The sequence below is a fragment of the Streptomyces xylophagus genome, assembly GCF_000716435.1.
In the GTDB taxonomy this organism is placed as follows: Bacteria; Actinomycetota; Actinomycetes; order Streptomycetales; family Streptomycetaceae; genus Streptomyces; species Streptomyces xylophagus.
The window spans coordinates 56,799-81,791 of the sequence record NZ_JNWO01000029.1 but is presented as its reverse complement, the minus strand read 5'-3'; the positions used below and the strand labels follow the sequence as shown (position 1 = coordinate 81,791).

At 69.6% G+C, this 24,993-nt stretch carries 18 protein-coding genes and 4 tRNA genes; 10 read left to right on the top strand and 12 right to left on the bottom strand.

What is annotated here, in order from left to right:
• From OO70_RS42290 to purM, 3 genes are all read left to right on the top strand, one after another.
• Entirely contained in the window at positions 1-447 is a 447-nt protein-coding gene (locus OO70_RS42290) for an META domain-containing protein (RefSeq protein ID WP_043684183.1), read from the top strand.
• Between the two features lie 61 nt (positions 448-508).
• The gene (gene purF, locus OO70_RS42285) at positions 509-2,035 is read left to right on the top strand and encodes an amidophosphoribosyltransferase (RefSeq protein ID WP_043684181.1); all 1,527 of its coding nucleotides are present in this window, start codon (positions 509-511) and stop codon (positions 2,033-2,035) included.
• A gap of 37 nt (positions 2,036-2,072) precedes the next feature.
• Complete coding sequence (purM, locus tag OO70_RS42280) at positions 2,073-3,146, top strand: phosphoribosylformylglycinamidine cyclo-ligase (RefSeq protein ID WP_043684179.1); 1,074 nt, start codon at positions 2,073-2,075, stop codon at positions 3,144-3,146.
• 98 nt (positions 3,147-3,244) lie between these two features.
• On the opposite strand, the gene OO70_RS42275 is transcribed toward purM, so the two are convergent.
• Entirely contained in the window at positions 3,245-3,502 is a 258-nt protein-coding gene (locus OO70_RS42275; protein ID WP_019061825.1) for a DUF3073 domain-containing protein, read from the bottom strand.
• Between the two features lie 303 nt (positions 3,503-3,805).
• The gene (locus OO70_RS42270) at positions 3,806-4,900 is read right to left on the bottom strand and encodes a Leu/Phe/Val dehydrogenase (RefSeq protein ID WP_043684177.1); all 1,095 of its coding nucleotides are present in this window, start codon (positions 4,898-4,900) and stop codon (positions 3,806-3,808) included.
• 223 nt (positions 4,901-5,123) lie between these two features.
• On the opposite strand from OO70_RS42270, the gene OO70_RS42265 reads away from it, so the two are divergent.
• Both OO70_RS42265 and bldC read left to right on the top strand, forming a co-directional pair.
• Positions 5,124-5,969, top strand: coding sequence for a hypothetical protein (locus OO70_RS42265; RefSeq protein ID WP_043684175.1), 846 nt, complete (start codon positions 5,124-5,126; stop codon positions 5,967-5,969).
• A gap of 491 nt (positions 5,970-6,460) precedes the next feature.
• The gene (gene bldC / locus OO70_RS42260) at positions 6,461-6,667 is read left to right on the top strand and encodes a developmental transcriptional regulator BldC (protein WP_003949541.1); all 207 of its coding nucleotides are present in this window, start codon (positions 6,461-6,463) and stop codon (positions 6,665-6,667) included.
• Between the two features lie 402 nt (positions 6,668-7,069).
• Here the strand turns inward: bldC and OO70_RS55570 are convergent, their stop codons facing one another.
• The 10 genes from OO70_RS55570 to OO70_RS42215 form a co-directional block, all read right to left on the bottom strand.
• The gene (locus tag OO70_RS55570; protein WP_199827510.1) at positions 7,070-7,246 is read right to left on the bottom strand and encodes a DUF6274 family protein; all 177 of its coding nucleotides are present in this window, start codon (positions 7,244-7,246) and stop codon (positions 7,070-7,072) included.
• A gap of 403 nt (positions 7,247-7,649) precedes the next feature.
• Positions 7,650-7,724, bottom strand: a tRNA-Asp gene (locus tag OO70_RS42255).
• A gap of 95 nt (positions 7,725-7,819) precedes the next feature.
• The gene (gene hrpA / locus OO70_RS42250) at positions 7,820-11,800 is read right to left on the bottom strand and encodes an ATP-dependent RNA helicase HrpA (RefSeq protein WP_043684171.1); all 3,981 of its coding nucleotides are present in this window, start codon (positions 11,798-11,800) and stop codon (positions 7,820-7,822) included.
• Positions 11,801-11,854: 54 nt separating this feature from the next.
• On the bottom strand, positions 11,855-12,241 hold the full coding sequence (locus OO70_RS56335) for a hypothetical protein (RefSeq protein WP_234337064.1): 387 nt from the start codon (positions 12,239-12,241) through the stop codon (positions 11,855-11,857).
• A 70-nt stretch (positions 12,242-12,311) separates the two neighbouring features.
• A tRNA-Phe gene (locus OO70_RS42240) sits at positions 12,312-12,385 on the bottom strand.
• 24 nt (positions 12,386-12,409) lie between these two features.
• Positions 12,410-12,484, bottom strand: a tRNA-Asp gene (locus OO70_RS42235).
• A 49-nt stretch (positions 12,485-12,533) separates the two neighbouring features.
• Positions 12,534-12,606 (bottom strand) — tRNA-Glu (locus OO70_RS42230).
• Positions 12,607-12,807: 201 nt separating this feature from the next.
• Positions 12,808-14,319 carry a metallophosphoesterase family protein gene (locus tag OO70_RS42225; protein WP_043684221.1) on the bottom strand — a complete coding sequence of 504 codons (1,512 nt, stop codon included), beginning with the start codon at positions 14,317-14,319 and terminating at the stop codon, positions 12,808-12,810.
• Positions 14,320-14,376: 57 nt separating this feature from the next.
• Positions 14,377-14,727, bottom strand: coding sequence for a metallopeptidase family protein (locus OO70_RS42220; protein WP_043684169.1), 351 nt, complete (start codon positions 14,725-14,727; stop codon positions 14,377-14,379).
• A gap of 40 nt (positions 14,728-14,767) precedes the next feature.
• Positions 14,768-15,709: an LLM class flavin-dependent oxidoreductase gene (locus OO70_RS42215; protein WP_043684167.1), complete on the bottom strand. Its 942-nt coding sequence runs from the start codon at positions 15,707-15,709 to the stop codon at positions 14,768-14,770.
• Positions 15,710-15,794: 85 nt separating this feature from the next.
• On the opposite strand from OO70_RS42215, the gene OO70_RS42210 reads away from it, so the two are divergent.
• The 5 genes from OO70_RS42210 to OO70_RS42190 all read left to right on the top strand — a co-directional run bounded on the left by OO70_RS42210 (position 15,795) and on the right by OO70_RS42190 (position 24,898).
• Entirely contained in the window at positions 15,795-16,562 is a 768-nt protein-coding gene (locus tag OO70_RS42210) for a helix-turn-helix domain-containing protein (RefSeq protein WP_043684165.1), read from the top strand.
• A gap of 549 nt (positions 16,563-17,111) precedes the next feature.
• Entirely contained in the window at positions 17,112-17,627 is a 516-nt protein-coding gene (locus OO70_RS54875) for a hypothetical protein (RefSeq protein ID WP_078651768.1), read from the top strand.
• Positions 17,628-17,846: 219 nt separating this feature from the next.
• Positions 17,847-20,042: a DEAD/DEAH box helicase gene (locus OO70_RS42200; protein ID WP_043684161.1), complete on the top strand. Its 2,196-nt coding sequence runs from the start codon at positions 17,847-17,849 to the stop codon at positions 20,040-20,042.
• 139 nt (positions 20,043-20,181) lie between these two features.
• Positions 20,182-23,244, top strand: a complete 3,063-nt coding sequence (locus OO70_RS42195; RefSeq protein ID WP_043684159.1) for an FG-GAP repeat domain-containing protein — start codon at positions 20,182-20,184, stop codon at positions 23,242-23,244.
• A 94-nt stretch (positions 23,245-23,338) separates the two neighbouring features.
• Positions 23,339-24,898 carry an amino acid permease gene (locus tag OO70_RS42190; RefSeq protein ID WP_043684156.1) on the top strand — a complete coding sequence of 520 codons (1,560 nt, stop codon included), beginning with the start codon at positions 23,339-23,341 and terminating at the stop codon, positions 24,896-24,898.
• Positions 24,899-24,993 lie beyond the last annotated feature (95 nt).

Sequence of the window (24,993 nt, the reverse complement as noted above, 5' to 3'; positions counted from 1 at the left end):
ATGGACAAACAGCGATTCACCCTCGCCGTCCTGACCATCGTCCCGCTCGTGGTGGCGTGCGGCAGCGAGAAGGCCGGCGGCGGGAGCGGCTCGGTCGACGAGCAGCGGTCCGTCACCGGGGTCGACTGGCGGGTGCAGGGCATCACCGCGGACGGCGCCGCCCAGCAGGTGCACGGCAAGCCGTGGCTCGCCTTCGACGCCAAGACCGGCAAGGTCGGCGGCCTGCTCGGCTGCAACTCCGTCGGCGCGACCGCCACCGTCCGCGCCGGGCACATCACGCTCGGCCGCCCCTCCACCACCCGAATGATGTGCGACGCCTCACTCATGGGCACCGAACGCGCGCTGCTCGGCCTCTTCGGCGGTCGGGTCAGTTACCGAGTCGATCACGACACCCTCACGCTGACCAGCGGAAACGGCACGATCGTGCGCGCCGTCGCCGGCGAGTGATCCACTACCGGCGAGTAACCCCAATTCGGACCAGTGGTCGATCTCGCCTACACTCGGTGCCGTGCCACGTGGTGACGGTCGACTCAGTCATGATCTGCTCCCCGGCGAGAAAGGACCCCAGGACGCTTGCGGCGTCTTCGGAGTCTGGGCTCCCGGTGAAGAGGTCGCCAAGCTCACTTACTTCGGGCTCTACGCCCTCCAGCATCGGGGCCAGGAATCCGCGGGAATCGCGGTCAGCAACGGCTCCCAGATCCTCGTCTTCAAGGACATGGGCCTCGTGTCCCAGGTCTTCGACGAGACCTCTCTCAGCTCGCTCCAGGGTCATATCGCGGTCGGACACGCCCGCTACTCGACCACCGGCGCCTCCACCTGGGAGAACGCCCAGCCGACGTTCCGTGCCACCGCGCACGGCTCGATCGCGCTCGGCCACAACGGCAACCTGGTCAACACCGCGCAGCTCGCGGAGATGGTCGCCGACCTCCCCAAGCAGGAGGGCCGTACGCCTCGCGTCGCGGCCACCAACGACACCGACCTGCTCACCGCGCTCCTCGCGGCCCAGGTCGACACCGACGGCAAGCCGCTGACCATCGAGGAAGCCGCCCACGCGGTCCTCCCGCAGGTCAAGGGCGCCTTCTCGCTCGTCTTCATGGACGAGCACACCCTCTACGCCGCCCGCGACCCGCAGGGCGTCCGCCCGCTGGTCCTCGGCCGGCTGGAGCGCGGCTGGGTCGTCGCGTCCGAGTCCGCCGCCCTCGACATCTGCGGCGCCGCCTACGTCCGCGAGATCGAGCCGGGCGAGTTCGTCGCCATCGACGAGAACGGCCTGCGCACCTCCCGATTCGCGGATGCGAAGCCCAAGGGCTGTGTCTTCGAGTACGTCTATCTCGCCCGCCCCGACACCGACATCGCCGGGCGGAACGTCTACCTCTCCCGTGTCGAGATGGGCCGGAAACTCGCCAAAGAAGCTCCGGTCGACGCCGATCTGGTCATAGCGACTCCGGAGTCCGGCACTCCCGCCGCCATCGGCTACGCGGAGGCCTCGGGCATCCCGTTCGGTGCGGGTCTGGTGAAGAACGCCTACGTCGGCCGTACGTTCATCCAGCCTTCGCAGACCATCCGGCAGCTCGGCATCCGCCTGAAGCTGAATCCGCTGAAGGAAGTCATCAAGGGCAAGCGCCTGGTCGTCGTCGACGACTCGATCGTGCGCGGGAACACCCAGCGGGCGCTGGTGCGCATGCTCCGCGAGGCCGGCGCCGCCGAGGTCCACATCCGGATCTCCTCGCCGCCCGTGAAGTGGCCCTGCTTCTTCGGCATCGACTTCCCCACCCGCGCCGAACTCATCGCCAACGGCATGACCGTCGACGAGATCGGTGTCTCCCTGGGCGCCGACTCCCTGGCGTACATCTCCATCGACGGCATGATCGACGCGACCACCATCGACAAGCCGAACCTCTGCCGCGCCTGCTTCGACGGCGAGTACCCGATGGAACTCCCGGACCCCGAGCTGCTCGGCAAGCAGCTCCTGGAGACCGAGCTGGCTGCGGGTCCCGCCGCCACGGCCGCGGCCGACGCGATCCGTCGCCCGTAAGCCCTGCCGTATCAATCAACGCGAAAGATCCCAGGCAATGTCTGAGACCTCCACTCCCGGTGCTTCCTACGCGGCTGCCGGCGTCGACATCGAAGCGGGCGACCGCGCCGTAGAACTCATGAAGGAGTGGGTGAAGAAGACCCAGCGCCCCGAGGTCCTCGGCGGCCTCGGCGGCTTCGCCGGGCTCTTCGACGCCTCCGCCCTCAAGCGGTTCGAGCGCCCCCTGCTCGCCTCCGCCACGGACGGCGTCGGCACGAAGGTCGACATCGCCCGCCAGCTGGGCGTCTACGACACGATCGGCCACGACCTGGTCGCGATGGTCATGGACGACATCGTGGTGTGCGGTGCCGAGCCGCTCTTCATGACCGACTACATCTGTGTCGGCAAGGTGCACCCCGAGCGTGTCGCGGCGATCGTGAAGGGCATCGCCGAGGGCTGTGTGCTGGCCGGCTGCGCCCTGGTCGGCGGCGAGACCGCCGAACACCCCGGTCTGCTCGGCCCGGACGACTTCGACGTCGCAGGCGCCGGTACGGGCGTCGTGGAGGCCGACCGGCTGCTCGGCGCGGATCGCATCCGTACGGGTGACGCGGTCATCGCCATGGCGGCCTCCGGACTTCACTCGAACGGGTACTCGCTCGTCCGGCATGTGCTCCTGAACCAGGCCGGCCTGGACCTGGAGGCACGCGTCGAGGAGCTCGGCCGCACGCTCGGCGAAGAACTCCTCGTGCCCACGAAGATCTACTCGCTGGACTGCCTGGCGCTGACCCGCACCACCGATGTGCACGCCTTCTCGCACATCACCGGCGGCGGACTCGCCGCCAACCTGGCTCGTGTGATCCCCGACACCCTCCACGCGATCGTGGACCGCTCCACCTGGACCCCGGCCCCGATCTTCGACCTCGTGGGAAAGACGGGCCAGGTCGAGCGCCTGGAGCTGGAGAAGACCCTGAACATGGGCGTCGGCATGATCGCGATCGTCCCCGAGGAGTCCGCGGACGTGGCCCTGGAGACCCTGGCCGACCGCGGGGTCGAGGCATGGGTCGCCGGCGAGATCACCGAGCGCGGCGAGTACGCGACGGGCGCGGAGATGGTCGGCGACTACTCGGCCTGATCAAGGGCAGCACAAAACCCGGTCCGGTGGTGTTGCCCCGGACCGGGTGAGGTGCAGTAGTTCCGGAAATGGCGGAAACTGCGAGGGACGCTGTTGCGTCAAGCGCCTCGACGTTGCGACTGAGGACCGGACTCGTCGTCCTCGTCCTCATCGTCGTCGTTATAGAGATCCGCGTACTGAGCGTACGGGTCGTCTTCTTCCTCGTCGTCGTCCTCGAACGGCTCGCCATTCGGCGGCTGGCTCGAAGTCGAAGCGCCCAGCTCATTGGCCAGACGCGAGAGGTCAGTCCCGCCGCTGCTGTACTTCAGCTGGCGGGCGACCTTCGTCTGCTTGGCCTTTGCCCGGCCGCGCCCCATGGCTCGACCCCCTCGGATACGAGGCTCGGTGGCCTCAGAGTCTTGACACGCGTTCATGATCTGGAACGGACTCTCCGTGGAGAGACCGGTCCGTAGGGCTTCCACGGTACCTGAGCCCGCGCCCATACGGTACGTCGCCCGCAGCACGTGCCGGGCTCCAGGACCCGCGAGGTGCCCTGTACTCGCTGGTCAACCGCGATTTTAACCACTTCTTGGCGGGCGACCCGCCGACGAACGTGAGAGTTCTCTCTAAGTCTTCGTCGGCGGGTACCGGAGACGCGTGCCGAGAGGCCAAGCGGAACCTCAGCGTCCGCGCCCTCCGGCGGCCTCGTGCATCCGCTGTTCGGCGATCCGGTCGGCCGCGGCGGCCGGCGGAATGCCGTCCTCCTTCGCACGTGCGAATATGGCCAGCGTGGTGTCGAAGATCTTCGCGGCCTTCGCCTTGCACCGCTCGAAGTCGAACCCGTGCAGCTCGTCGGCGACCTGGATCACCCCGCCGGCGTTCACCACATAGTCCGGCGCGTAGAGGATCCCGCGGTCGGCGAGGTCCTTCTCGACGCCCGGGTGCTCCAGCTGGTTGTTGGCCGCGCCGCACACCACCTTGGCGGTCAGCACCGGCACGGTCGCGTCGTTCAGGGCGCCGCCCAGCGCGCAGGGGGCGTAGACGTCGAGCCCCTCGACCCGGATCAGCGCCTCCGTGTCCGCGACGGCCCGCACGCCGGTCGGGTGCTTGTCGAGGGTCCGCCGTACGGACTCCTCGCGCACGTCGGTGATCACGACCTCGGCGCCCTCGTCCAGCAGATGCTCCACCAGGTGGTGCCCGACCTTGCCGACGCCCGCGATGCCGACCGTACGGCCGCTCAGCGACGGGTCGCCCCACAGGTGCTGCGCGCTGGCCCGCATGCCCTGGAAGACGCCGAAGGCGGTCAGCACGGAGGAGTCGCCCGCGCCGCCGTTCTCGGGGGAACGTCCGGTCGTCCAGCGGCACTCGCGCGCCACGACGTCCATGTCGGCGACATACGTGCCGACATCGCACGCGGTCACATAGCGCCCACCCAGCGAGGCCACGAACCGGCCGTAGGCGAGCAGCAGTTCCTCGGTCTTGTCGCGCTCGGGGTCACCGATGATCACGGCTTTGCCGCCGCCGTGGTCCAGACCGGCCATGGCGTTCTTGTACGACATCCCGCGGGCGAGGTTGAGCGCGTCGGCGACGGCCTCCTCCTCGCTGGCGTAGGGGTAGAAGCGCGTACCGCCGAGGGCGGGGCCCAGCGCGGTGTTGTGGATGGCGATGACGGCCTTGAGGCCGCTGGCCCGGTCCTGACAGAGCACGACTTGCTCATGACCGCCCTGGTCCGAGTGGAACAGGGTGTGCAGGACGCCGTTGTCTACGTCGGTCACGGTGGTGACTCCTGGGTAAGTGGCGGCGGTTGGAGACAAGGCTCCCGTAGGGGTGGCGGGTGCCGTGGCACGAGCGTAGAGCCTGTGCCGGACCGCCATCGGTGCAGTGTTCAGGATCACCTACTGGCGGGGGGTGGCCGTGCGACGATTTGCATAGTTTTCCCGCGCGTTTGTGAGCGGGTTCCGGAGGTTTTCCCGACGGTCGGCGGGGGAGGGAGCAGGCGTGCCCAAGAAGGTGTCCTCGGTGATCGTCCCGTACGCGACCTATCTGCGCGTCTACGAGCCGCTGGCCGCCTTCCCCGAGCCCGAGCGCGGCCACTGGGCGCGCTACGCCCGCCGCCCCGACCGCCCGTCTTACCAGGACGAACTGCGCCGCGCGCTGGCCGACTTGCTGCCCACCCCGCCGATCCCGGTGCCGGTGCACGAGAGCGCCGACGCCTTCGTGGTGGAGGTCGACGGCGTGGTCTGCGTCTGTCCCTGGCGCACCCGGCTGCGCGGCTGGCAGGCCTTGGGCGACCTCGCGGAGGAGCTGCCGCCGCCGGTCCTGGACGCCGTACTGCCGCCGCTCGTACGGCACCAGGCCACCCAGGACTACGAGCGCTGGCTGGCCCGCAACCCGGATGCCCGGCCGTGGATCCGCACGGCGACCTGGCAGGTGCCGCTGAACTGGTTCGTGCTCGTCGGTGACGAGGAGCGGCGCTACGACAAGGCCGCCGGGGACGATCCGCCGATGCTGCGCTACCGGACGCCGATGGTGCAGGCGCGGCGGCGGGTGGCGCGGGCGCTGCGGGCCCTGAAGGACGCGATGGACGACGGGCCGCTGATCGAGGGTCTGGTGGACGTGGGGCGCTGGCTGGAGGAGTTCCATCCGCGGTCCCTGGTCGAGCTGGACTACGGCGGGCTCGTGCACGTCCTGCCGGCCGGCGAGCTGGAGGACGACCACTCGGCGGCGGACGTGGCCGCGGGCATCGAGGCGCTGCGGACCGGGGACGGCGCGGCGGCGGGCGAGGCGTACGGGCGGCTCGTGGAGCGCTGGCGGTCGGTCAGGGACCGGCGCTCGGCGAACTGACAGTTTCGAACAAGTGCGCATAGGATTCTTACGGTTCGTCAACACGGGACGTAGGTCCCGATCCGGACGATTGATGCCAAGCGTGACGGACCGCACGTACAGATCCCTTGCGCCGCTTGCCCCTCCTCATGCCAAAATAGGACAAGGAGTCCGGGGAGGACTCCATCCGTCATGCTTTGGGCGGAAGCTCGGCTTTGCGTGCTTTGGGGGGTCTGGATGACTCCTGATCGCCCCTGTGACTGATCGTCACAGAGGTGTGACTGTCCGCTATGGCATGGTCCATCGGCTTCCGTCGCTGATGGACACCTGGGAGCCTAATTCCATGGGTTTGGCCTACAGGGTTGGACAGATGGTGTAGTTGTAGTGCCGAGGACAAGCCGTTCGTCCTATAACCGACTCGACCCGCACACGCCATTTCGGGCAACGCGGGTCAAGGTGCAGAATTTAGAGGAAAGAACCGAGAAGGTTCGGTTCTCCCGAGGAGGCCGCTCATGACCGCTCGCACCCCTGATGCCGAGCCGCTGCTGACCCCGGCTGAGGTCGCCACGATGTTCCGTGTGGACCCCAAGACGGTCACGCGGTGGGCGAAGGCCGGCAAGCTCACTTCGATTCGCACGCTCGGCGGACACCGCCGTTACCGCGAGGCGGAGGTCCGTGCCCTGCTCGCGGGCATTCCGCAGCAGCGCAGCGAAGCCTGACCAACTGAATAAGGGCACGACGGCAGGTCCCCCAACCGGCCTGAGGTGCCCGACATCACAGCTCCAAGCGACGCGGGTTCTGCCCCAACAGGGCCCACGCCCAACGCTCTTGAGACAGATGAACAGGGTGCGTCGTAGATCGCGCTGGACTCCGCCGGGTCCAGCGCGATCTTTTTTGTGCCTGGTCGTGGGTCCGTGTGCACCCGGCGCGGGGTCCTGTGAGGGACCTTGTCGGAGTCTGGGGAGGGGTGTCGGATCTCCTGTGGACCATCCCTCGTAGGGGTGCAATTGCACATATTAAATTGACCAGTTGTAGGTGAGTCGTAAGTTCCGCAGTTTCAAAAACTTATGCGGTGACACCCGTCACATGCCAGATGACTTGTTGCCTCTGACCTATGTGCGCTAAGAGGTTCCGCTCTCCGGGGCGTCCTCCGGTGCCCGCGCCGGAGGGGCGTCCATGGCCAGCCGCAGCAGGCGGTGGCAGATCGGGCAGTGCCGGGTCACATGGCGGTAGGAGCTGGCGGCCGACAGATGCGCACGGAGCAACGCCCGCGTCTCGTGCCTGACCGAAGCCGCCATGCGCCACCTCCGTCGCCCTGTGTGGAACGGGGCCTGACTTCTGGGTACCGGGCGCCGGCGGCGGCGTCAAGGGGACCGTCTGCGCCTGGCGCCGTCCCTGGGGGCTGCGCCCCCAGACCCCCATCGGCCCTGAAGGGGCCTCGTCCTCAAACGCCGGACGGGCTGGATGATGCGGGCCGGTGCCTGCCTGTGCAGCCAGGGCGCACGAAAAAGGCCCGCACCCCCGAAGGGTGCGAGCCTGTTTTCATCACGTGCGGTCCTGACGGGATTTGCTGTACCCGATTGCGGCTGCGCCGCGGGCGCTGCCTCCACCTCGACAGGGCGGCGAGCACTTTCGTGTGGGTTGAGGGGCATGAGTAAGGCCCGCATCCCTCAAGTGGGGCGGGCCTGTCTCGATCACGTGCGGTCCTGACGGGATTTGAACCCGCGGCCTCCACCTTGACAGGGTGGCGAGCACTCCAAGCTGCTCCACAGGACCTGGTTTTGCGGCACTTGATGGTGCGTTGTGCTGCGAGATGAGACTGTACAGGAGGGTGGCCCGCCTGGTCGAACTCACCCAGTGTGCAGGCGTTGTTACGGTGCGGCCGCGTCGATCGCCTTCACGATCCGCTTGTCGGAGACCGCGTACGCCGTGCCGAGCGCGTGGGCGAAATAGCTGACCCGGAGTTCCTCGATCATCCAGCGGATGTCCAGGACGGAGGCGGGGACCGGGCGGCCCTGCGGGAGTTGTTCCAGGAGCCACGCGTACTCGTCCTGCATCTCGTGGACCTTCTCCATGCGGGTGGTGTCCCGCTGCACCCCCGTCGGCATCTGCTGGAGGCGGCGGTCGGCGGCCACCAAGTAGCGCATCAGGTCGGGCAGGCGTCGTATGCCCGCCGCCGTGACGAAGCCCGGTTTCACGAGGGCGTTCAGTTGGGCGCGTACGTCCGCGAGGTTCGGGAGGAGCGCCGGGCTGCTCGTGCCCTTCAGACGGCGCTCACAGGCCTGCCAGGCGGCCAGCACCTGTTGGACCTGGTTCACCGCACGGACCGTCGTGTCGACGATCTCCGCGCGCACCTTCTCGTAGAGCTTCCGGTACGACTCCTCGTCCCACGCCGGCCCGCCGAAGTCACCGATGAGCTTGTCCGCCGCCGCCAGCGCGCAGTCGTCGAACAGCGCCTGGATCGAACCGTGCGGATTCGCGGACAGCGCGAGCTTCTGCGCGTTCGTGAGCTTCTCGGACGCGAACTTCGCCGGATTGACCGGGATGTTGCGCACGATCAGCCGACGCGTCCCCTTCCACATCGCCTCCGCCTGCTCCTCCTCCGTGTCGAAGAGCCGTACGGAGACGGTGTCGCCGTCGTCCACGAGTGCTGGGTACGCCTTTACCGGCTGGCCGGCCCTTCGGGTCTCGAAGACGCGGGTGAGCGTGCCGATCGTCCAGTCGGTGAGGCCCTTGCGCTCCAGGGACTCGCCGCCCTCGCGTTCGGCCGTCGCCGCGGCCGCTTGGGAGATGGCCTGGCGTGCCTTCGGCTTCAGGCGGAGCTTCAGTGCCTCCAGGTCCTTGTCCTCGGCCAGCTTGCGGCGGCGCTCGTCCACGATCCGGAAGGTGATCAGGAGGTGGTCCGGGACCTTCGACCAGTCGAAGTCGTCGGCGGTGAAGGGGACTCCGACCATGCGCTTCAGTTCGCGGGCCATTGTCGTCGGCAAGGGCTCCTGCAGCGGGACCGCCGTCGCCAGGAAGCGCTGCGCGAAGTTCGGTGCCGGGACGTAGTTGCGGCGGATCGGCTTCGGGAGGGAACGGATCAGCTCCGTCACCACCTCCTCGCGCAGACCCGGGATCTGCCAGTCGAAGCCCTCGTCCGTGACCTGGTTGAGGACGTGCAGCGGGATGTGGACCGTGACACCGTCCGCGTCCGCGCCCGGCTCGAACTGGTACGTCACCCGGAACTTCAGCCGCCCCTGATGCCAGGAGTCCGGATAGTCGTCCTTGCTGATGTCACCGGCACGCTCGTTGATGAGCATCGAGCGCTCGAAGTCGAGGAGTTCGGGCTCCTCGTGGCGTTTGTGCTTCCACCAGGAGTCGAAGTGGGCGCCGGAGACGACGTGTTCGGGCACCCGCTGGTCGTAGAAGTCGTAGAGCGTCTCGTCGTCGACCAGGATGTCCCGGCGTCGGGCGCGATGCTCCAACTCCTCCACCTCGGTGAGGAGTTTGCGGTTGTCGGCGAAGAACTTGTGGTGCGTGCGCCAGTCGCCCTCGACGAGTGCGTTGCGGATGAAGAGTTCGCGACTCGCCTCCGGGTCGATACGCCCGTAGTTCACCTTGCGCTGGGCGATGATCGGGACGCCGTAGAGCGTGACCTTCTCGAAGGCCATCACCGCCGCCTGGTCCTTCTCCCAGTGCGGTTCGCTGTACGTCCGCTTGAGGAGGTGGCCGGCGAGGGGCTCGACCCACTCGGGCTCGATCTTGGCGTTGACGCGGGCCCAGAGGCGTGAAGTCTCCACCAGCTCCGCCGACATGACGAAACGCGGGGTCTTCTTGAAGAGCGCCGAACCCGGGAAGATCGCGAACTTGGCGCTGCGGGCGCCCAGATACTCGTTCTTCGCGCCGTCCTTCACGTCCTTCATGCCGATGTGGGACAGCAGGCCCGCGAGGAGGGAGACGTGGACGCTCTGGTCGGAGGCGTCCTCCTCGTTGAAGTGGATGCCCATCTGCTTTGCCACCGTGCGGAGTTGGCTGTAGATGTCCTGCCACTCACGGATGCGGAGGAAGTTCAGGTACTCCTGCTTGCACATGCGACGGAACGCGGACGAGCCGCGCTCCTTCTGCTGCTCGCGGATGTACCGCCACATGTTCAGGAACGCGAGGAAGTCGCTCGTCTCGTCCCGGAAGCGGGCGTGCTGCTGGTCGGCCTGGGTCTGCTTCTCGGCGGGACGCTCGCGCGGGTCCTGGATGGAGAGCGCGGCGGCGATCACCATGACCTCGCGGACACAGCCGTTCTTGTCGGCCTCCAGGACCATGCGGGCCAGGCGCGGGTCGACCGGGAGTTGGGCCAGCTTGCGGCCCGTCTGCGTGAGCCGCTTGCGCGGGTCCTTCTCGCCCGGGTCCAACGCGCCCAGTTCCTGGAGGAGTTGGACACCGTCACGGATATTGCGGTGGTCCGGCGGGTCGATGAACGGGAACTTCTCGATCTCACCGAGACCGGCCGCGGTCATCTGCAGGATGACGGAGGCGAGGTTCGTCCGGAGGATCTCCGCGTCCGTGAACTCCGGGCGGGCGAGGAAGTCGTCCTCGGAGTAGAGCCGGATGCAGATGCCGTCCGACGTACGGCCACAACGGCCCTTGCGCTGATTGGCACTTGCCTGGCTGACCGCCTCGATGGGCAGCCGCTGCACCTTCGTTCGGTGGCTGTAGCGGCTGATGCGCGCGAAGCCGGGGTCGATGACGTACTTGATGCCCGGGACCGTGAGCGAGGTCTCCGCGACGTTGGTCGCCAGAACGATCCTGCGGCCCGTGTGCTGCTGGAACACGCGGTGCTGCTCGGCGTGCGAGAGCCGGGCGTAGAGGGGGAGCACCTCGGTGAAGCGGTAGTTCTTCTTGGTCAGCGCGTCCGCCGTGTCGCGGATCTCCCGCTCGCCGGAGAGGAAGACGAGGATGTCGCCCTTGCCCTCGCCCTGAAGCTCCTCCACGGCATCGCAGATCGCGGTGATCTGGTCGCGGTCGGAGTCGTCCGAGTCGTCCTCGAGGAGCGGGCGGTAACGCACCTCCACCGGATACGTCCGGCCGCTGACCTCGATGATCGGGGCCTCGCCGAAGTGCCGGGAGAAACGCTCCGGGTCGATGGTCGCCGAGGTGATGACGACCTTCAAGTCCGGCCGCTTGGGCAGCAGTTGGGCCAGATAACCCAGCAGGAAGTCGATGTTGAGGGACCGCTCGTGGGCCTCGTCGATGATGATCGTGTCGTAGGCGCGCAGTTCGCGGTCGGTCTGGATCTCGGCGAGCAGGATGCCGTCCGTCATCAGCTTGATGAAGGTCGAGTCCTGGTTGACCTGGTCGGTGAAACGGACCTTCCAGCCGACGGCCTCGCCCAGCGGGGTGTCCATCTCCTCCGCGATGCGCTCGGCCACGGTCCGGGCGGCGATACGGCGGGGCTGGGTGTGCCCGATCATGCCGCGTACGCCACGGCCGAGTTCGAGACAGATCTTCGGGATCTGGGTCGTCTTGCCGGAACCGGTCTCGCCGGCCACGATCACCACCTGGTGATCACGGATCGCGGCCGCGATGTCGGCCTTCTTCTGGCTGACCGGGAGCTGCTCGGGATACGAGATCGCGGGGATGCGGCTGCGCCGTACGGCCATCCGTTCCTCGCCGCGGGTCACCTCGGCCTCGATCTCGGCGAGGACCGCGGCGCGGGCCTCCGGCTTACGGATCTTGCGCGCGCCTTCGAGCCTGCGCCCGAGCCGGTGCGCGTCGCGCAGGGTCAGCTCGGTCAGGCGGGGGGCGAGGTCGCCGAGGGCGGGAGTGCCGGGGGCGGGGGCGGAAGTGCCGGGTGCGGAGGCGAGGTGCGTAGACATACGCCGTCCAGGATCTCACCTCGGCGAAATTCCTGGCGAATGAATTGTCCCGGGTTAGTTGTTCGGGGCGGGCGCCGCTGCTGGGGGCTCCGCCCCCAGACCCCCGATCGGCCCTGAAGGGGCCTCGTCCTCAAGCGCCGGACGGGCTGATTGTTGCCGGTCGGCGTCCTGTTGCTGCTGGCGCTCGGCGTCCTGCTGCCTGCCCGCCTCCTTGGACATCGACTGGGCCGTGTTCGATACGGCCTTGATGCCCAGGTACGCCGTCGTCAGGCTGGCCATCGCCGTGAACGCCGAGGTCAGGACGCCCACGATCACCGCGCGGTCGCCGTTCAGCTGCCATACGCCGAAGATCGCCACCGCCGTGATCGCGATGTTGCTGCCGACCACCGCGAGCAGTCCGTACCGCGCCCGTATCTTCTCCAGGTCGATGTCCTGGCCCATCGCGCCCCACCCTGTGTCGTCCGGCCACGACGAAAGCCCTGTCCCGGGTGGGACAGGGCTTTCGATCCGGTGGCTGGGGCCGGGGTCGAACCGGCGACCTATCGCTTTTCAGGCGATCGCTCGTACCAACTGAGCTACCCAGCCACAAGATTCCTTGCGGAACCTCAGCGGTCCTGACGGGATTTGAACCCGCGGCCTCCACCTTGACAGGGTGGCGAGCACTCCAAGCTGCTCCACAGGACCAAGCTGTTGCGCGCGAACTGGCGAAGCCAGTGTCGCACACGGTCTTGCGTGCCCCCAACGGGATTCGAACCCGTGCTACCGCCTTGAAAGGGCGGCGTCCTGGGCCACTAGACGATGAGGGCCTTCTTCAGTACTGCTCTGCTTCGTCTAGGTGTCCCAGGGGGACGTGAGAAGCATGTGACTCCGCTTTCCCCCGAAGGGTGCCGCTTCTCCTTGGCCCCTTGCGGAGTTTCGGACGGTCAAGCCCTGACCGGTGCCCTTGGGCACGACGAGACTGTACTACGGCGTTTGGGCCGGGGCCAAACCGAAAAGGCGGCGGGCGCTCAAGGCAGGTTCTCCTTCGGGAGGTGGCGGCTGACCTCTGCCGTCGTCAGGCCCAGGCCGCCGAGTTTGATCTCGTCCCAGGCCTGGAGGCGGTGGGTGTCGCGGTCGATGTAGAGGATCGACGCCTCGATCGGGTCGGGGTACTTGCCCTCCACCGCGCGCAGACCGCTGCCGCCCGTCGAGCCCTCGATGCGGAGGCGGGTGCCGTGCTTCATGATCTCGGTGCCCTCGTGGTGGAGGTGGCCGGCCAGGACCAGGGGGACCTCGCCGTCGGTCTGGCGGGCTGCCGACGGTTCGTGGACCAGGGCGATGTCGACCGGGGTGCCGGCGGCCCGTTGGTCGCGGAGGGCGGAGGCGAGTTGGTCGCCGGCGAGTTCCTCCGCGTTGTTGCCGCCCGGGGCGGTCGAGCGGTCGGGGGTGAACTGGGGGTCGCCGATGCCGGCGAAGCGCACGCCGGCGACCGTTTCCGCGCGGCCCTCGTCCAGGACGTGCACGTTCTTCATCCGCTCCAGGTAGCGCTGGGTGGCGAGGGAGTCGTGGTTGCCCCGGACCCAGATGTAGGGCGCGCCCAGGTCGGCGATCGGGTCCAGGAAGCCGTTCTCGGCCGTCGTGCCGTGGTCCATGGTGTCGCCGGTGTCGACGATCACGTTCACCTTGTACTGCTCCACCAGCGACGCGATGATCTTCCAGCTGGCCGGGTTCAGGTGGATGTCCGAGACGTGCAGGACGCGGATCGTGGTCGGGTCCGGCTGGTAGGCGGGGAGCGTGGACGTGACGTCGTAGAGCTTCGTCACGTTCGTCACCAGGCGGGCCAACTCCTTTTGGTAGACGTCGAATTCGGTGACGATGTTGCGCGCGTTGCCGACCAGGGACGGGGCGGAGGAGAGCAGGCCGGAGAACTTCGGTTCCAGGATGGATTTCGGGTTCCAGGTCGCGTAGGCCGTCGCTCCTGACGCGATCAGGAGGGTCAGGGCCAGGCCGCCGGCCGCGAGGGCCCGGCGGGGGCGGCGGTAGACCGCGAGGCCCAGGGTGGTGGCGCCGAGGACCACGGCGGTGCAGGACCGTACGGCGAGGTCGAGGGTGCCGTGTTCGACGTCCCGGGCGACCTCGTCCTGGAGGCCGGAGATGCGTTCGGGGTGGTCGACGAGGGCCTGGGAGCGTTCGGGGTCGAGCTGGTCGACGTTGACGTCCAGGCGGACGGGGGCGTGGTGGCTGTCGAGGGACAGGGCGCCCAGCGGGGACACGTTGATCTTGGTGCCGCCGGTGAGGGACGGGCGCAGGGTCATGGTCGTGTTCATGGGGCCGACCTGGGCCCGGACGTTGCCGACGATGAGCAGGCCCAGCCAGGCGCCGACGAGGACGACCATGACGAGGCCGAGGGCGCGGGGCCAGGGGTGGGGCTGGGGGACGAGTTCGACGGTGGGGCGGGGGCGGCGGGCGCGGTACTGGCGGGTCAGGGCGTACTGGGTTCGGCGGAGGCGGTTCAGGGCTGCGACGGGGACGCGGGCCATTGGTCCCGTATGCCCAGGGGTGGGGGCAGGTATGCGGGGGAGGTCCGGGTGCGCCCCCTATCCCCAGCCGAGTTCGTGGAGGCGTTCGTCGTCGATGCCGAAGTGGTGGGCCACTTCGTGGACGACGGTGACGGCGACCTCGTGCACGACGTCCTCCCGGGTCTCGCAGTAGCGCAGGGTGGGGCCCATGTAGATCGAGATGCGGTCGGGGAGGACTCCGGCGTACCACTCGCCGCGTTCGGTGAGGGGTGTCCCTTCGTAGAGGCCCAGCAGCTCGGGGTCGGAGGGTTCGGGTTCGTCCTCGACGAAGACGGCCACGTTGTCCATGACCCGCGTCAGTTCCGGCGGGATCCGGTCCAGGGCTTCGCTCACCAGCTCTTCGAACGTGTCGCGTGTCATTTCCAGCACATGCCCATTGTCCGGGACGAACGCCGGTTCGGGGCTGTGGTCATGGTTGAAGGTCGGGGATCAGGGCGGCCGTGCGTTCCATCTGGTCGCGGTGGGCGGGCAGGTCGAGGGTGGCCAGGCGGGTGACGAGGTGCCTCGCGCCTGCGGTGACGTACTGGTTCAGGCGTTCGGTGACCTGTTCCGCGGTGCCGGTGACGACGGCCTGGATCTTCTCGAGTTCGGCCAGGGGCATGCCGTAGGTGGCGCGGGCGTAGTCGTCCGTCGCCCGGTGGGCGTGCTCCGGGTTCTCGTCGATTCGTACGGTGACGAAGAGTGCCGGGGTGATGGCGTCGGGGGTGCGGTCCGCGGCGGTCGCGGCCTGGTGGATGTCGTGCAGGCCGGTCGTGTAGTCGGCGGGGTCGGGCGGGTAGGGGAGCCAGCCGTCGTAGAGGCGGCCGGTGCGGGTGAGGGCGGTGGGGGTGGCGCCGCCGAGCCAGATGGGCGGGCCTCCGGGGCGGTACGGCCGTAGGGCGGGCGGGATGTCGGTGAAGTGGTGGAACTCACCGTGGAAGGAGTCGGCGCCCTGCCAGAGGGCTCGCCAGAGTGCGACGGTCTCGTCGAGGCGGGCGAAGCGGCGGGCCCAGGGGACTTCGGAGAGGTCGTAGAAGGGGCGTCCGAAGCGGCCGGGGTAGCCGGCGCCGACGGCGAGGGTGAGGCGGCCGCCGGAGAGGAGGTCGATGGAGGCGAGGGACTGGGCGGCCTGGACGGGGCGGCGGAGGAAGGGGAGGAGGGCGCCGGTGCCGAGGGTTGCCGTTTCGGTGGCGGGGGCCAGGGCGGCGAGCATCGTGAGGGCTTCGATGCGGGGGCTGATCAGGGAGTCGTTGACGAAGAGGGAGGTGAAGCCGAGGTGTTCGGCGGCGCGGGCGAGGGTGATGAGTTCGCGCGGGTCGTCGTCCTTGGCCCATTGGGCGGTTCCGGTCGGGAGCAGTACGCCGATGTCCATGGGGTCGATGGTGGCCGGGGGCGGGTATGGCCTCAATTCCCCGCGGGGAATGGCCGGTTGGGGTGGGGCGCCGTAGAACTGGGGCGTGGACTTCTGTCAGGTGTTGCGTGAACGGCGTACGGGATCTCGGCTGAGTCAGCTGGAGTTGGCGTCGCGGGCCGGTACCACTCAGCGGCATGTCAGTTTCGTGGAGTCGGGGCGGTCCGTGCCGGGGCGCGACCTGGTGGTGCGGCTGGCGGAGGCGCTCGAACTGCCGTTGCGGGAGCGGAACGAGCTGTTGCTGTCGGCCGGGTTCGCGCCGGTGTACGCGGAGAGCTCGCTGGACGATCCGGCGCTGGCTCCGGTGCGGGAGGCGATCGGGCACATCCTGCGGGGGCATCTGCCGTATCCGGCGCTGGTGGTGGACCGGGGCGGTGATCTCGTCGCCGCGAACAGTGCGTTCGGGGTGATCACGGAGGGGGCGGCGGCGGAGTTGCTGGGGCCGGGGGCGAATGTGTACCGGCTGGCGTTGCATCCGGAGGGGTTGGCGCCGCGGATCGTCAATCTTGCCGAGTGGGGTCGGCATGTGCTGGCCCGGCTGGGGGCGTTGCCCGCGCTGCGGGCCGAGTTGGCCGGGTATGTGCCGGAACTCGGTTCGGGGGATGGGGAGTTGGGGTTCGCGGTGCCCTTGCGGTTGCGGTCGTCGTACGGGGAGCTGCGGTTGATGACGACGGTGACGACCTTCGCGACGGCGGTGGATGTGACCCTCGCGGAGCTGAAGCTGGAGGCGTTTCTGCCGGGGGACGCGGCTACGGCCGAGGCGTTGGGGGTGGCGGCTGCCGCGGACTCGGGGACGGTGGGGGGTGGTTGGTGACGGGAGGTGTGGTGCTTGGGGGGCGTGGAGGGGGCGGTGGGGTGCTGTGGGTTCGCCCGTGGTTGGTGGGTGGGTCGGGGTCGTGGCGGTACGGCGAGCCCGCCGCCGGTTGCGCCCCTCTGGTGTTGCCACAGTTGAACGGGTGGGGACCAGCTACGCGGCGGGCTGCGCCGTACCGCCACGACCCGCTCCCGGTTCGTCGGCGGGTGCGGGCTCGTCCTCATCCCTGCCACGACGACCTCACCGGCGCGTGACGAAAGCCGTCCAGGTGGCGGGGCGCGCCGCTCGGCCGGTGGGTGAGGAGAGCCGTGCCGCCCGGCCGCTCGGTGCCGGGAGCGTGTTGCTCGGCCGGCAACGTGAGTCGTGCCCCGGCCCATGACGGGCCCAGCGTCCGCCCCCGCGTGAAGGCACCGGCGATTCCCGGCCGTTGGAGGGCCCGGAACGGGACGGGAATCCGGGTCGGGGGGCCCGGCGCGTGTCTTCCGGTGGGCGGCGGGAGTTGAGAGGGCGACTCCTTTTTCCGCCCTCGGAGGTGGCCCCGTGCGCCCCATGTACGTACCCGTCCGTCTGGCCGCCGCGGTCGCCGTCGTGGCCGCTGCCGCCGGCTGTATGAGCGTGGGCGACGACGCGGGGGGCGGGGCCAAGCCCTCGCACTCCGCGGGGCAGCACGCCGGTGACGCGCCCGACGGCGGGGCGGGGGTGCCGGGGGGCGGGATCGGGTTCGGCGGGTCGGCGGGGGACGGGAAGCACGGGCACGGGAAGCCGAAGCCGGGGGAGTCGGCCTCGGGGTCGGCGTCGCCGTCGGCGGCGGGTGCGGGTGCGGTGAGTCCGTCCGCCTCCGTGGCGCCGCGACCGGGGACGAGCGGCAAGCCTGGGGCGCCGACCAGTGCCGCGCCTCAGCCGTCCCCGTCGCGGGCCACACCGTCGTCCGATCCGGAGCCGCCGACGCCGCCGCCGTCGTCCGCCGCCCCGACCGTCGCGGAGCCCTCGTCCTCGGCCCACGAGGACCCGGCGCCGCAGCTGGTCAGCCGGGAACCGGCGCCCGCGGCCGGGTCGCCGGCCTGAGGTGCGTGTGACGCAGGTCAATCCGGGCCGGTTTGCGTTGGGGGGTGGTAGGTGCGTAAGGTGGTAGATCGTTTGATCCCATTGCCCGGCGCCACTGTAGAGCGCGCCGTGTGGCGCGTACTCTCCCTTGCCGTGGCGGACCGCATTGAGGCGGTCGATAGCGAATCACGGAGTTGACGGGCGCGTGCCGACGGATACTCCGGAAGGTTTCGCATTCGCATGTCCATTTCCAGTACTGATCACGTCGTCATGCCCGAGAACGAGAACGAGGGCACCGAGACGGCCGTAGACACCGAGACGGCCACGGACGCCGTCGCGGCGGCTCCCGAGGTGACCTTCGCGTCCCTCGGTCTGCCCGAGGGTGTCGTGCGCAAGCTCGCGCAGAACGGCGTGACCACCCCCTTCCCGATCCAGGCGGCGACCATCCCGGACGCCCTGGCCGGCAAGGACATCCTCGGCCGTGGCCGCACCGGCTCCGGCAAGACCCTCTCCTTCGGTCTGCCGCTGCTGGCGACGCTGTCCGGCGGCCGCACCGAGAAGAAGCGCCCCCGCGGCATCATCCTCACCCCGACCCGCGAGCTGGCGATGCAGGTCGCCGACGCCCTGCAGCCCTACGGCGACGTCCTCGGCCTGAAGATGAAGGTCGTCTGCGGCGGTACGTCCATGGGCAACCAGATCTACGCCCTGGAGCGCGGTGTCGACGTCCTCGTCGCCACCCCGGGCCGCCTCCGCGACATCATCAACCGCGGCGCCTGCTCGCTCGAGGACGTGCAGATCGCGGTCCTCGACGAGGCCGACCAGATGTCCGACCTGGGCTTCCTGCCCGAGGTCACCGAGCTGCTCGACCAGATCCCGGCCGGCGGCCAGCGCATGCTGTTCTCGGCGACGATGGAGAACGAGATCTCCACCCTGGTCAAGCGCTACCTCAAGGACCAGGTCACGCACGAGGTCGACAGCGCGCAGGGCAACGTCACGACGATGTCCCACCACATCCTCATCGTGAAGCCCAAGGACAAGGCGCCGGTCACCGCCGCGATCGCCTCCCGCAAGGGCCGCACGATCATCTTCGTCCGCACCCAGCTGGGCGCCGACCGCATCGCCGAGCAGCTGCGCGAGTCCGGCGTGAAGGCCGACGCGCTGCACGGCGGTATGACGCAGGGCGCCCGTACGCGGACGCTGGCGGACTTCAAGGAGGGCTACGTCAACGCGCTCGTCGCGACCGACGTCGCCGCCCGCGGTATCCACGTCGACGGCATCGACCTGGTCCTGAACGTGGACCCGGCCGGCGACCACAAGGACTACCTGCACCGCGCGGGCCGTACGGCGCGTGCCGGTCGTACGGGCACCGTGGTCTCCCTCTCGCTGCCGCACCAGCGGCGCCAGATCTTCCGGCTGATGGAGGACGCGGGCGTCGACGCCGGGCGTCACATCATCAACACCGGTACGGCCTTCGAGCCCGAGGTCGCCGAGATCACCGGCGCCCGTTCGATGACCGAGGTCCAGGCCCAGTCGGCGGGCGACGCCGCGCAGCAGGCCGAGCGTGAGGTCACCCAGCTCACCAAGGAGCTGGAGCGGGCCACGCGCCGCGCCGCCGAACTCCGCGAGGAGTCCGACCGTCTGATCGCCCGTGCCGCGCGCGAGCGGGGCGACGACCCGGAGACCGCGGTCGCCGAGGCCGCCGCGGCCGTCGTCGAGGCGGCGGCCGCCGAGCCGGTCGCCGAGGCGCCGGTGCGCGAGGAGTCGTCGTACGACCGTCCGCGCCAGCAGCGTGACGAGCGGGGCAACTACGAGCGCCGTGACCGTCGTGACGACCGTCCGTCGGGTGGCTTCCGCCGGGACGACCGCGGCGGCAACGACCGTGGCGGCGACCGTGGTGGCCGTTCTTTCGAGCGTCGTGACGAGCGTCCGTCCGGTGGTTTCCGCCGCGACGACCGTCGTGACGACCGTCGTGACGGTGACCGTGGCGGCCGTTCTTTCGACCGTCGTGACGACCGTCCCTCGGGTGGTTTCCGGCGCGACGACCGTCCCTCGGGCGGTGACCGCGGCGGGCGTTCCTTCGACCGTCGTGACGAGCGCCCCTCGGGTGGTTTCCGTCGGGACGACCGTCCGTCGGGCGGCGACCGTGGTGGCCGTTCTTTCGACCGTCGTGACGAGCGCCCCTCGGGTGGTTTCCGTCGGGACGACCGTCCCTCGGGCGGTGACCGTGGCGGCTTCCGTCGCGACGACCGTCCCGCGACGACCGGTCACCGGGGCAGCGACCGCCCGTTCAACCGTGACCGCCAGGGCGACCGCCCGGGCTTCCGCACCGGCGGCCACGACCGTCCGTCCGGCCACCGTGGCACGACCGGCACGGGTACCGGCACCGGAACCTTCGGCCGCCGTGACGACAAGCCGCGCTGGAAGCGCAACGGCTGACGTCAAGTGACGTAGCGCAGTACTGAGATGGCCCCCGCCCGGGTTCGGGCGGGGGCCATTTTTGCGCGCTCTTGGCTGTGTGTTGACTGTATGATCAGCCGACTTCCATGGGGTTCAGGTCTGTTTCCGGGGGGAAACTTTGGCTCGTCGTGTCTTCACAGGCATCGCTGTCTCGGCCGTGCTCGCGGCCGGGCTCGGCCCGCTGCTGCCGGCGCCCGCGTTCGCGGTGGGCGCGGCGCAGGAGACGGTCGTACCGGCCACGTTGCGCGGTACGAACACGTCGGCCACGCTTCTCTCGCCGTCGACCCATGGCGGCCACGACGGTGCCGGGGCGCAGGGTGTCTTCCACCGGATGGAGGGCAGCTCCGCGCTGCTGTGGACGCGCTACGCCGACGGTGAGTCGGTACGCGTGCCGGTGCGGACCGGGGTGAGTGCGCGGGCCACCGGGACCGACGTCCTCGCGTACCAGTACGCCGACGGCCGGGTCGAGTTCTGGGACGCGACCGACGGCACGACCCGGAGTGTCCAGGTCCCGGCGGACCTCGGTGTCCTCACCGCCTTCGACGATCTGGCCGTCGGCTACCGCAACATCACCGCCGAGGACGGCACCCGCAGCCGGATCATGCGGCTGCTCACCCCGGGCCCCGACGGAACCACCCGCGAGGTGACCGTCGCGGGCGGGCCCGCGGGCCTGCAACTCGGCGCGGCGGCCGGCGCGGACGCCACGAGCCTGTTCTTCCGCGCCGCGGTGGACGGACAGTCGGTGCTGGCCTCGGTGGACCGGGAGACCGGGCAGGTGCAGGGCGTGAGCGGCACGCTGCCCGTCGGGTACACCGGTGTGGCTCTCTCGCGGGATCATGTGGTCGTCTTCGCCTACGACAAGGCCAAGGTGCTGGTCCTGTCGCGCGCCGACCTGTCCGCGACCCCGGCCGAGGTCGTGCTGGAGGGCGTCAGCGACGGGCTGAACGCCACGCACGACCTGACCGTCGTAGGGGACTGGCTGGTCAACGGTGTCGGCACGGTGAGGGCCCAGCCGATCGCGGGCGGCGACTCCGTGACCCTCATGCCGGCCTCGTCCTCCGGTCTCGCGGTCGGCCGGGACGGCACCGCCGTGAAGATCGGCCGCACGACGGGCGACGACTGGGGCATCCAGCGCATCCACCCCGGCCCCGACGGCACTCCCGTGGTCACCCGGCTCCGCGCCCTCCCGAAGCCGCCGGTCCCGATCCAGGGTCTGGCCCTGGAGCAGGGGCGGTTGCTCGTCGCCGACGGGAGCCGGGTCGGTTACCGCGACGACTACGTACGGACCGTCGCCGTGACCGGCACCCCCGAGTTCGGAGCGCGCTCGTCCTTCGACGGCACCGACCTGAACCTCGGCACCTGCCCGGTGACGGAGCTCGGCTGCTCCCAGCTGTACGGCACGGCGGACGGCCGCGCCGCCTGGCTGACGAAGGACACCACGACCAGCGACCGCATCCGCGTCAACGGGCCCACCCCGTACACCTTTTGGGAGCGCACCGTCCCCGCGGGCGGGCGGATCACCGACGTCTCCGGCCGCTACCTGATCCACACGACTGCGACCGCGCAGACCGTCTACCGGATCGGCAACGACGGCACCCCGGCCCTCACCCGCACCCCCGGCGCCGCCGCCCTCTCCGGCGACACCCTGTGGACCCCGGGCACCACCCCCGGCACCCTCACGGCCTACAACCTCACCACCAAGAAAACCACCGAGACCGTCACCACCGACGCCGGCTGCGCACCCACCGAACTGCGGGCCAACGGCCGCTGGCTGTACTGGAGTTGCGCCGACGGCACGGCCGGCGTCCACGACCGTACGGCGCAGAAGTCCGTCCAAGTCCCCTCCGGCGAGGCGGAGTTGGGCGACGGATTCGTCGTCACGCACGACACACAGGCCGGGCAACTGGTCCTCACCACGTTCGCCGACGGCACCCCCGCGAGCCGGGTGATCGGCGCGCTGCCCGACACCGGAGTCTCCCAGCGCGAGGTGCGCTGGACGGTCGACGAGTCGACCGGGAACGTGGCCTACGTCGACGACCAGGAGCGCGTCCACCTCGTACCGACCGGCGTCACCCAGCAGCCGCTGCGCCTGCTGGCCCCGGTCGAGGCGGCCCCGTCCGTCCAGGCGCACGAGATCGACACCACCCAGGACACCCTGGCCACCGTGCTGCTGTCGAAGCCGTCCGCGAGCTGGCGGCTGACCGTGCGCAGCCGGGCCACCGGCAAGGTCGTGGACACCCGGGACGGCGGCGCGGCACGCGGCGAGCTGAAGATCGGCTGGGCTGCGAGCCTGGGGGCGACGCTCCTGACGAACGGGTCGTACGACTGGACGCTGTCCGTCGCACCGGCCGACGGGGTCGGTGCCCCGGTGACGGCGAGCGGCACGGTAGCGGTGCGCGGCGGTGCCCCGGCGCGCCACGACCACGTCGGCGGTGACGCCATCGGTGATCTGCTGACGCTCGACCCGTCCGGCGCGCTGACCTATCAACTGGGCACGGGCAAGGGCACGTTCGCCGGGAAGGTCAGCGGCGGCGGCTGGGCGACGAGCGTCAGGGCGGTCCCCTTCGGCGACCTGAGCGGCGACCGCTGCAACGACGTGCTGGTCCGCCTGAGCAGCGGAGCACTACGGCTGTACAGGCCGGCCTGCGACGCGGCGCTCAAGCCGTCGACGGCGTACACGTCACTGGGCACCAGCGGCTGGAACCAGTACGACGTCCTCACCTCGCCCGGTGACATCAGCGGCGACGGCCGCCCGGACCTGATCGCGCGGGCGGCCTCCTCCGGCACCGTCTACCTCTACAAGGGGACGAGCACGGGCAAGCTGGCGGCGCGGGTGAAGCTGTACGCCGACTGGAAGACGTACAAGAAGGTCGTCGGCGTCGGCGACTTGAACGGTGACGGTGTCGGCGACCTGCTCGCCCAGGACAAGGCGAACAACCTCTACCGCTACTACGGCACCGGCAGGGGGACGTTCGGGGCGCGCGTGAAGCTGTTCACGGCGTGGGGCGGGTCGTACAACGCGGTCGTCGGGGTCGGGGACATCACCGGGGACGGGAAGGCGGACCTGGTCGAGCGGGACTCGGCGGGCAACCTGTTCCGCAACGGCGGTGACGGGAAGGGGTCGTTCGGGGCGCGGGTGAAGGTCTCGGGCGGGTGGCAGGGCTACAAGGGCCTTTCCTGAACTGGCCCCCTAGGGCGTTTTTTGGCCACATCGAGTCCTTATCGATTCCTTAAGTGGCGCATGTCACGCCCCCGGCGAGGGAATCGCTGGGGGCATGACAGATGACGCCATAGCGAGTGGGCTGTCAAAGGGAGATCCCCCCGGTCTCTCCGACGAAGAACGGCTTGCCCAACTCGGCTACACGCAGGTTCTCGCCCGCCGCATGTCGGCGTTCTCCAACTACGCGGTCTCCTTCACGATCATCTCGGTCCTGTCCGGCTGCCTGACCCTCTACCTCTTCGGCATGAACACGGGCGGCCCGGCGGTCATCACCTGGGGCTGGGTCGCCGTAGGCCTGATGACGCTGTTCGTCGGCCTGTCGATGGCCGAGATCTGTTCGGCCTACCCGACGTCCGCGGGCCTGTACTTCTGGGCCCACCGCCTGGCGCCCCCGCGCACGGCGGCGGCCTGGGCGTGGTTCACGGGCTGGTTCAACGTCCTCGGCCAGGTCGCGGTGACCGCCGGCATCGACTTCGGCGCCGCGTCCTTCCTGGGCGCGTACCTGAACCTCCAGTTCGACTTCAAGGTGACACCGGGCCGTACGGTCCTCCTGTTCGCGGCGATCCTGATCCTGCACGGTCTGCTGAACACCTTCGGCGTGAAGATCGTCGCCCTCCTCAACAACGTGAGCGTGTGGTGGCACGTCCTGGGCGTCGGCGTGATCGTCGGCGCCCTGGCCTTCGTCCCCGACCACCACCAGTCGACGAGCTTCGTCTTCACGAAGTTCGTGAACAACACGGGCTGGGGCAGCGGGGTTTACGTAGTCCTGCTGGGCCTCCTGATGGCGCAGTACACCTTCACCGGCTACGACGCCTCGGCCCACATGACGGAGGAGACCCACGACGCGTCGACGGCGGGCCCGAAGGGCATCGTCCGCTCCATCTGGACGTCGTGGATAGCCGGCTTCGTCCTCCTCCTGGGCTTCACGTACGCGATCCAGTCGTACGGCGATGAGCTGGCGTCGCCGACGGGCGCGCCGCCGGCGCAGATCCTCCTCGACGCGCTGGGAGCGACGGCGGGCAAGTTGCTGTTGTTGGTGGTGATCGGGGCGCAGCTCTTCTGCGGGATGGCGTCGGTGACGGCCAACAGCCGCATGATCTACGCCTTCTCACGCGACGGCGCGCTGCCGTTCTCGCGGGTCTGGCACACGGTGAGCCCGCGCACCCGGACGCCGGTGGCGGCGGTGTGGCTGGCGGCGGCCGGAGCGCTGGTCCTGGGCCTCCCCTACCTGATCAATGTGACGGCGTACGCGGCGGTGACCTCCATCGCGGTGATCGGCCTCTACATCGCGTACGTCATCCCGACGCTGCTGCGGCTGGGCAAGGGGGACGACTTCCAGCGCGGGCCGTGGCATCTGGGCCGGTGGTCACGGCCGATCGGTGTGGTGTCGGTGGTGTGGGTGGCCGTGATCACCATCCTGTTCATGCTGCCCCAGGTCTCACCGGTCACATGGGAGTCCTTCAACTACGCGCCGGTGGCGGTACTGGTCGTGCTCGGCTTCGCGGCGGCGTGGTGGTTCGCCTCGGCCCGGGAGTGGTTCCTGAACCCGGAACATGCGCGGACCAAGGCGCGGGAGGCGGCGCGTTCCGGCGCGCCCGAACCGGTAGATCCGTAACACTCCGGACCAGCCCGGCGCCCTTCTCTTCATCCGGCGCGGCCGTGTCCCCGATACCCGATCGGAGACACGGCCACGTCCCGCTATGCTCGGGG

What these genes read in the sequence shown, in the direction of transcription:
- OO70_RS42215 (WP_043684167.1), bottom strand. Translation starts at nt 15,709, where the DNA reads ATGGACATCGGCGTACTGCTCCCGACCGGAACCGCCCAATGGGCCAAG.
- OO70_RS55570 (WP_199827510.1), bottom strand. Translation starts at nt 7,246, where the DNA reads ATGGCGGCTTCGGTCAGGCACGAGACGCGGGCGTTGCTCCGTGCGCAT.
- OO70_RS42225 (WP_043684221.1), bottom strand. Translation starts at nt 14,319, where the DNA reads ATGGCCCGCGTCCCCGTCGCAGCCCTGAACCGCCTCCGCCGAACCCAG.
- OO70_RS54875 (WP_078651768.1), top strand. Translation starts at nt 17,112, where the DNA reads ATGTACGTACCCGTCCGTCTGGCCGCCGCGGTCGCCGTCGTGGCCGCT.
- hrpA (WP_043684171.1), bottom strand. Translation starts at nt 11,800, where the DNA reads ATGTCTACGCACCTCGCCTCCGCACCCGGCACTTCCGCCCCCGCCCCC.
- OO70_RS42190 (WP_043684156.1), top strand. Translation starts at nt 23,339, where the DNA reads ATGACAGATGACGCCATAGCGAGTGGGCTGTCAAAGGGAGATCCCCCC.
- OO70_RS42275 (WP_019061825.1), bottom strand. Translation starts at nt 3,502, where the DNA reads ATGGGGCGCGGCCGGGCAAAGGCCAAGCAGACGAAGGTCGCCCGCCAG.
- OO70_RS42290 (WP_043684183.1), top strand. Translation starts at nt 1, where the DNA reads ATGGACAAACAGCGATTCACCCTCGCCGTCCTGACCATCGTCCCGCTC.
- OO70_RS56335 (WP_234337064.1), bottom strand. Translation starts at nt 12,241, where the DNA reads ATGGGCCAGGACATCGACCTGGAGAAGATACGGGCGCGGTACGGACTG.
- purM (WP_043684179.1), top strand. Translation starts at nt 2,073, where the DNA reads ATGTCTGAGACCTCCACTCCCGGTGCTTCCTACGCGGCTGCCGGCGTC.
- bldC (WP_003949541.1), top strand. Translation starts at nt 6,461, where the DNA reads ATGACCGCTCGCACCCCTGATGCCGAGCCGCTGCTGACCCCGGCTGAG.
- OO70_RS42200 (WP_043684161.1), top strand. Translation starts at nt 17,847, where the DNA reads ATGTCCATTTCCAGTACTGATCACGTCGTCATGCCCGAGAACGAGAAC.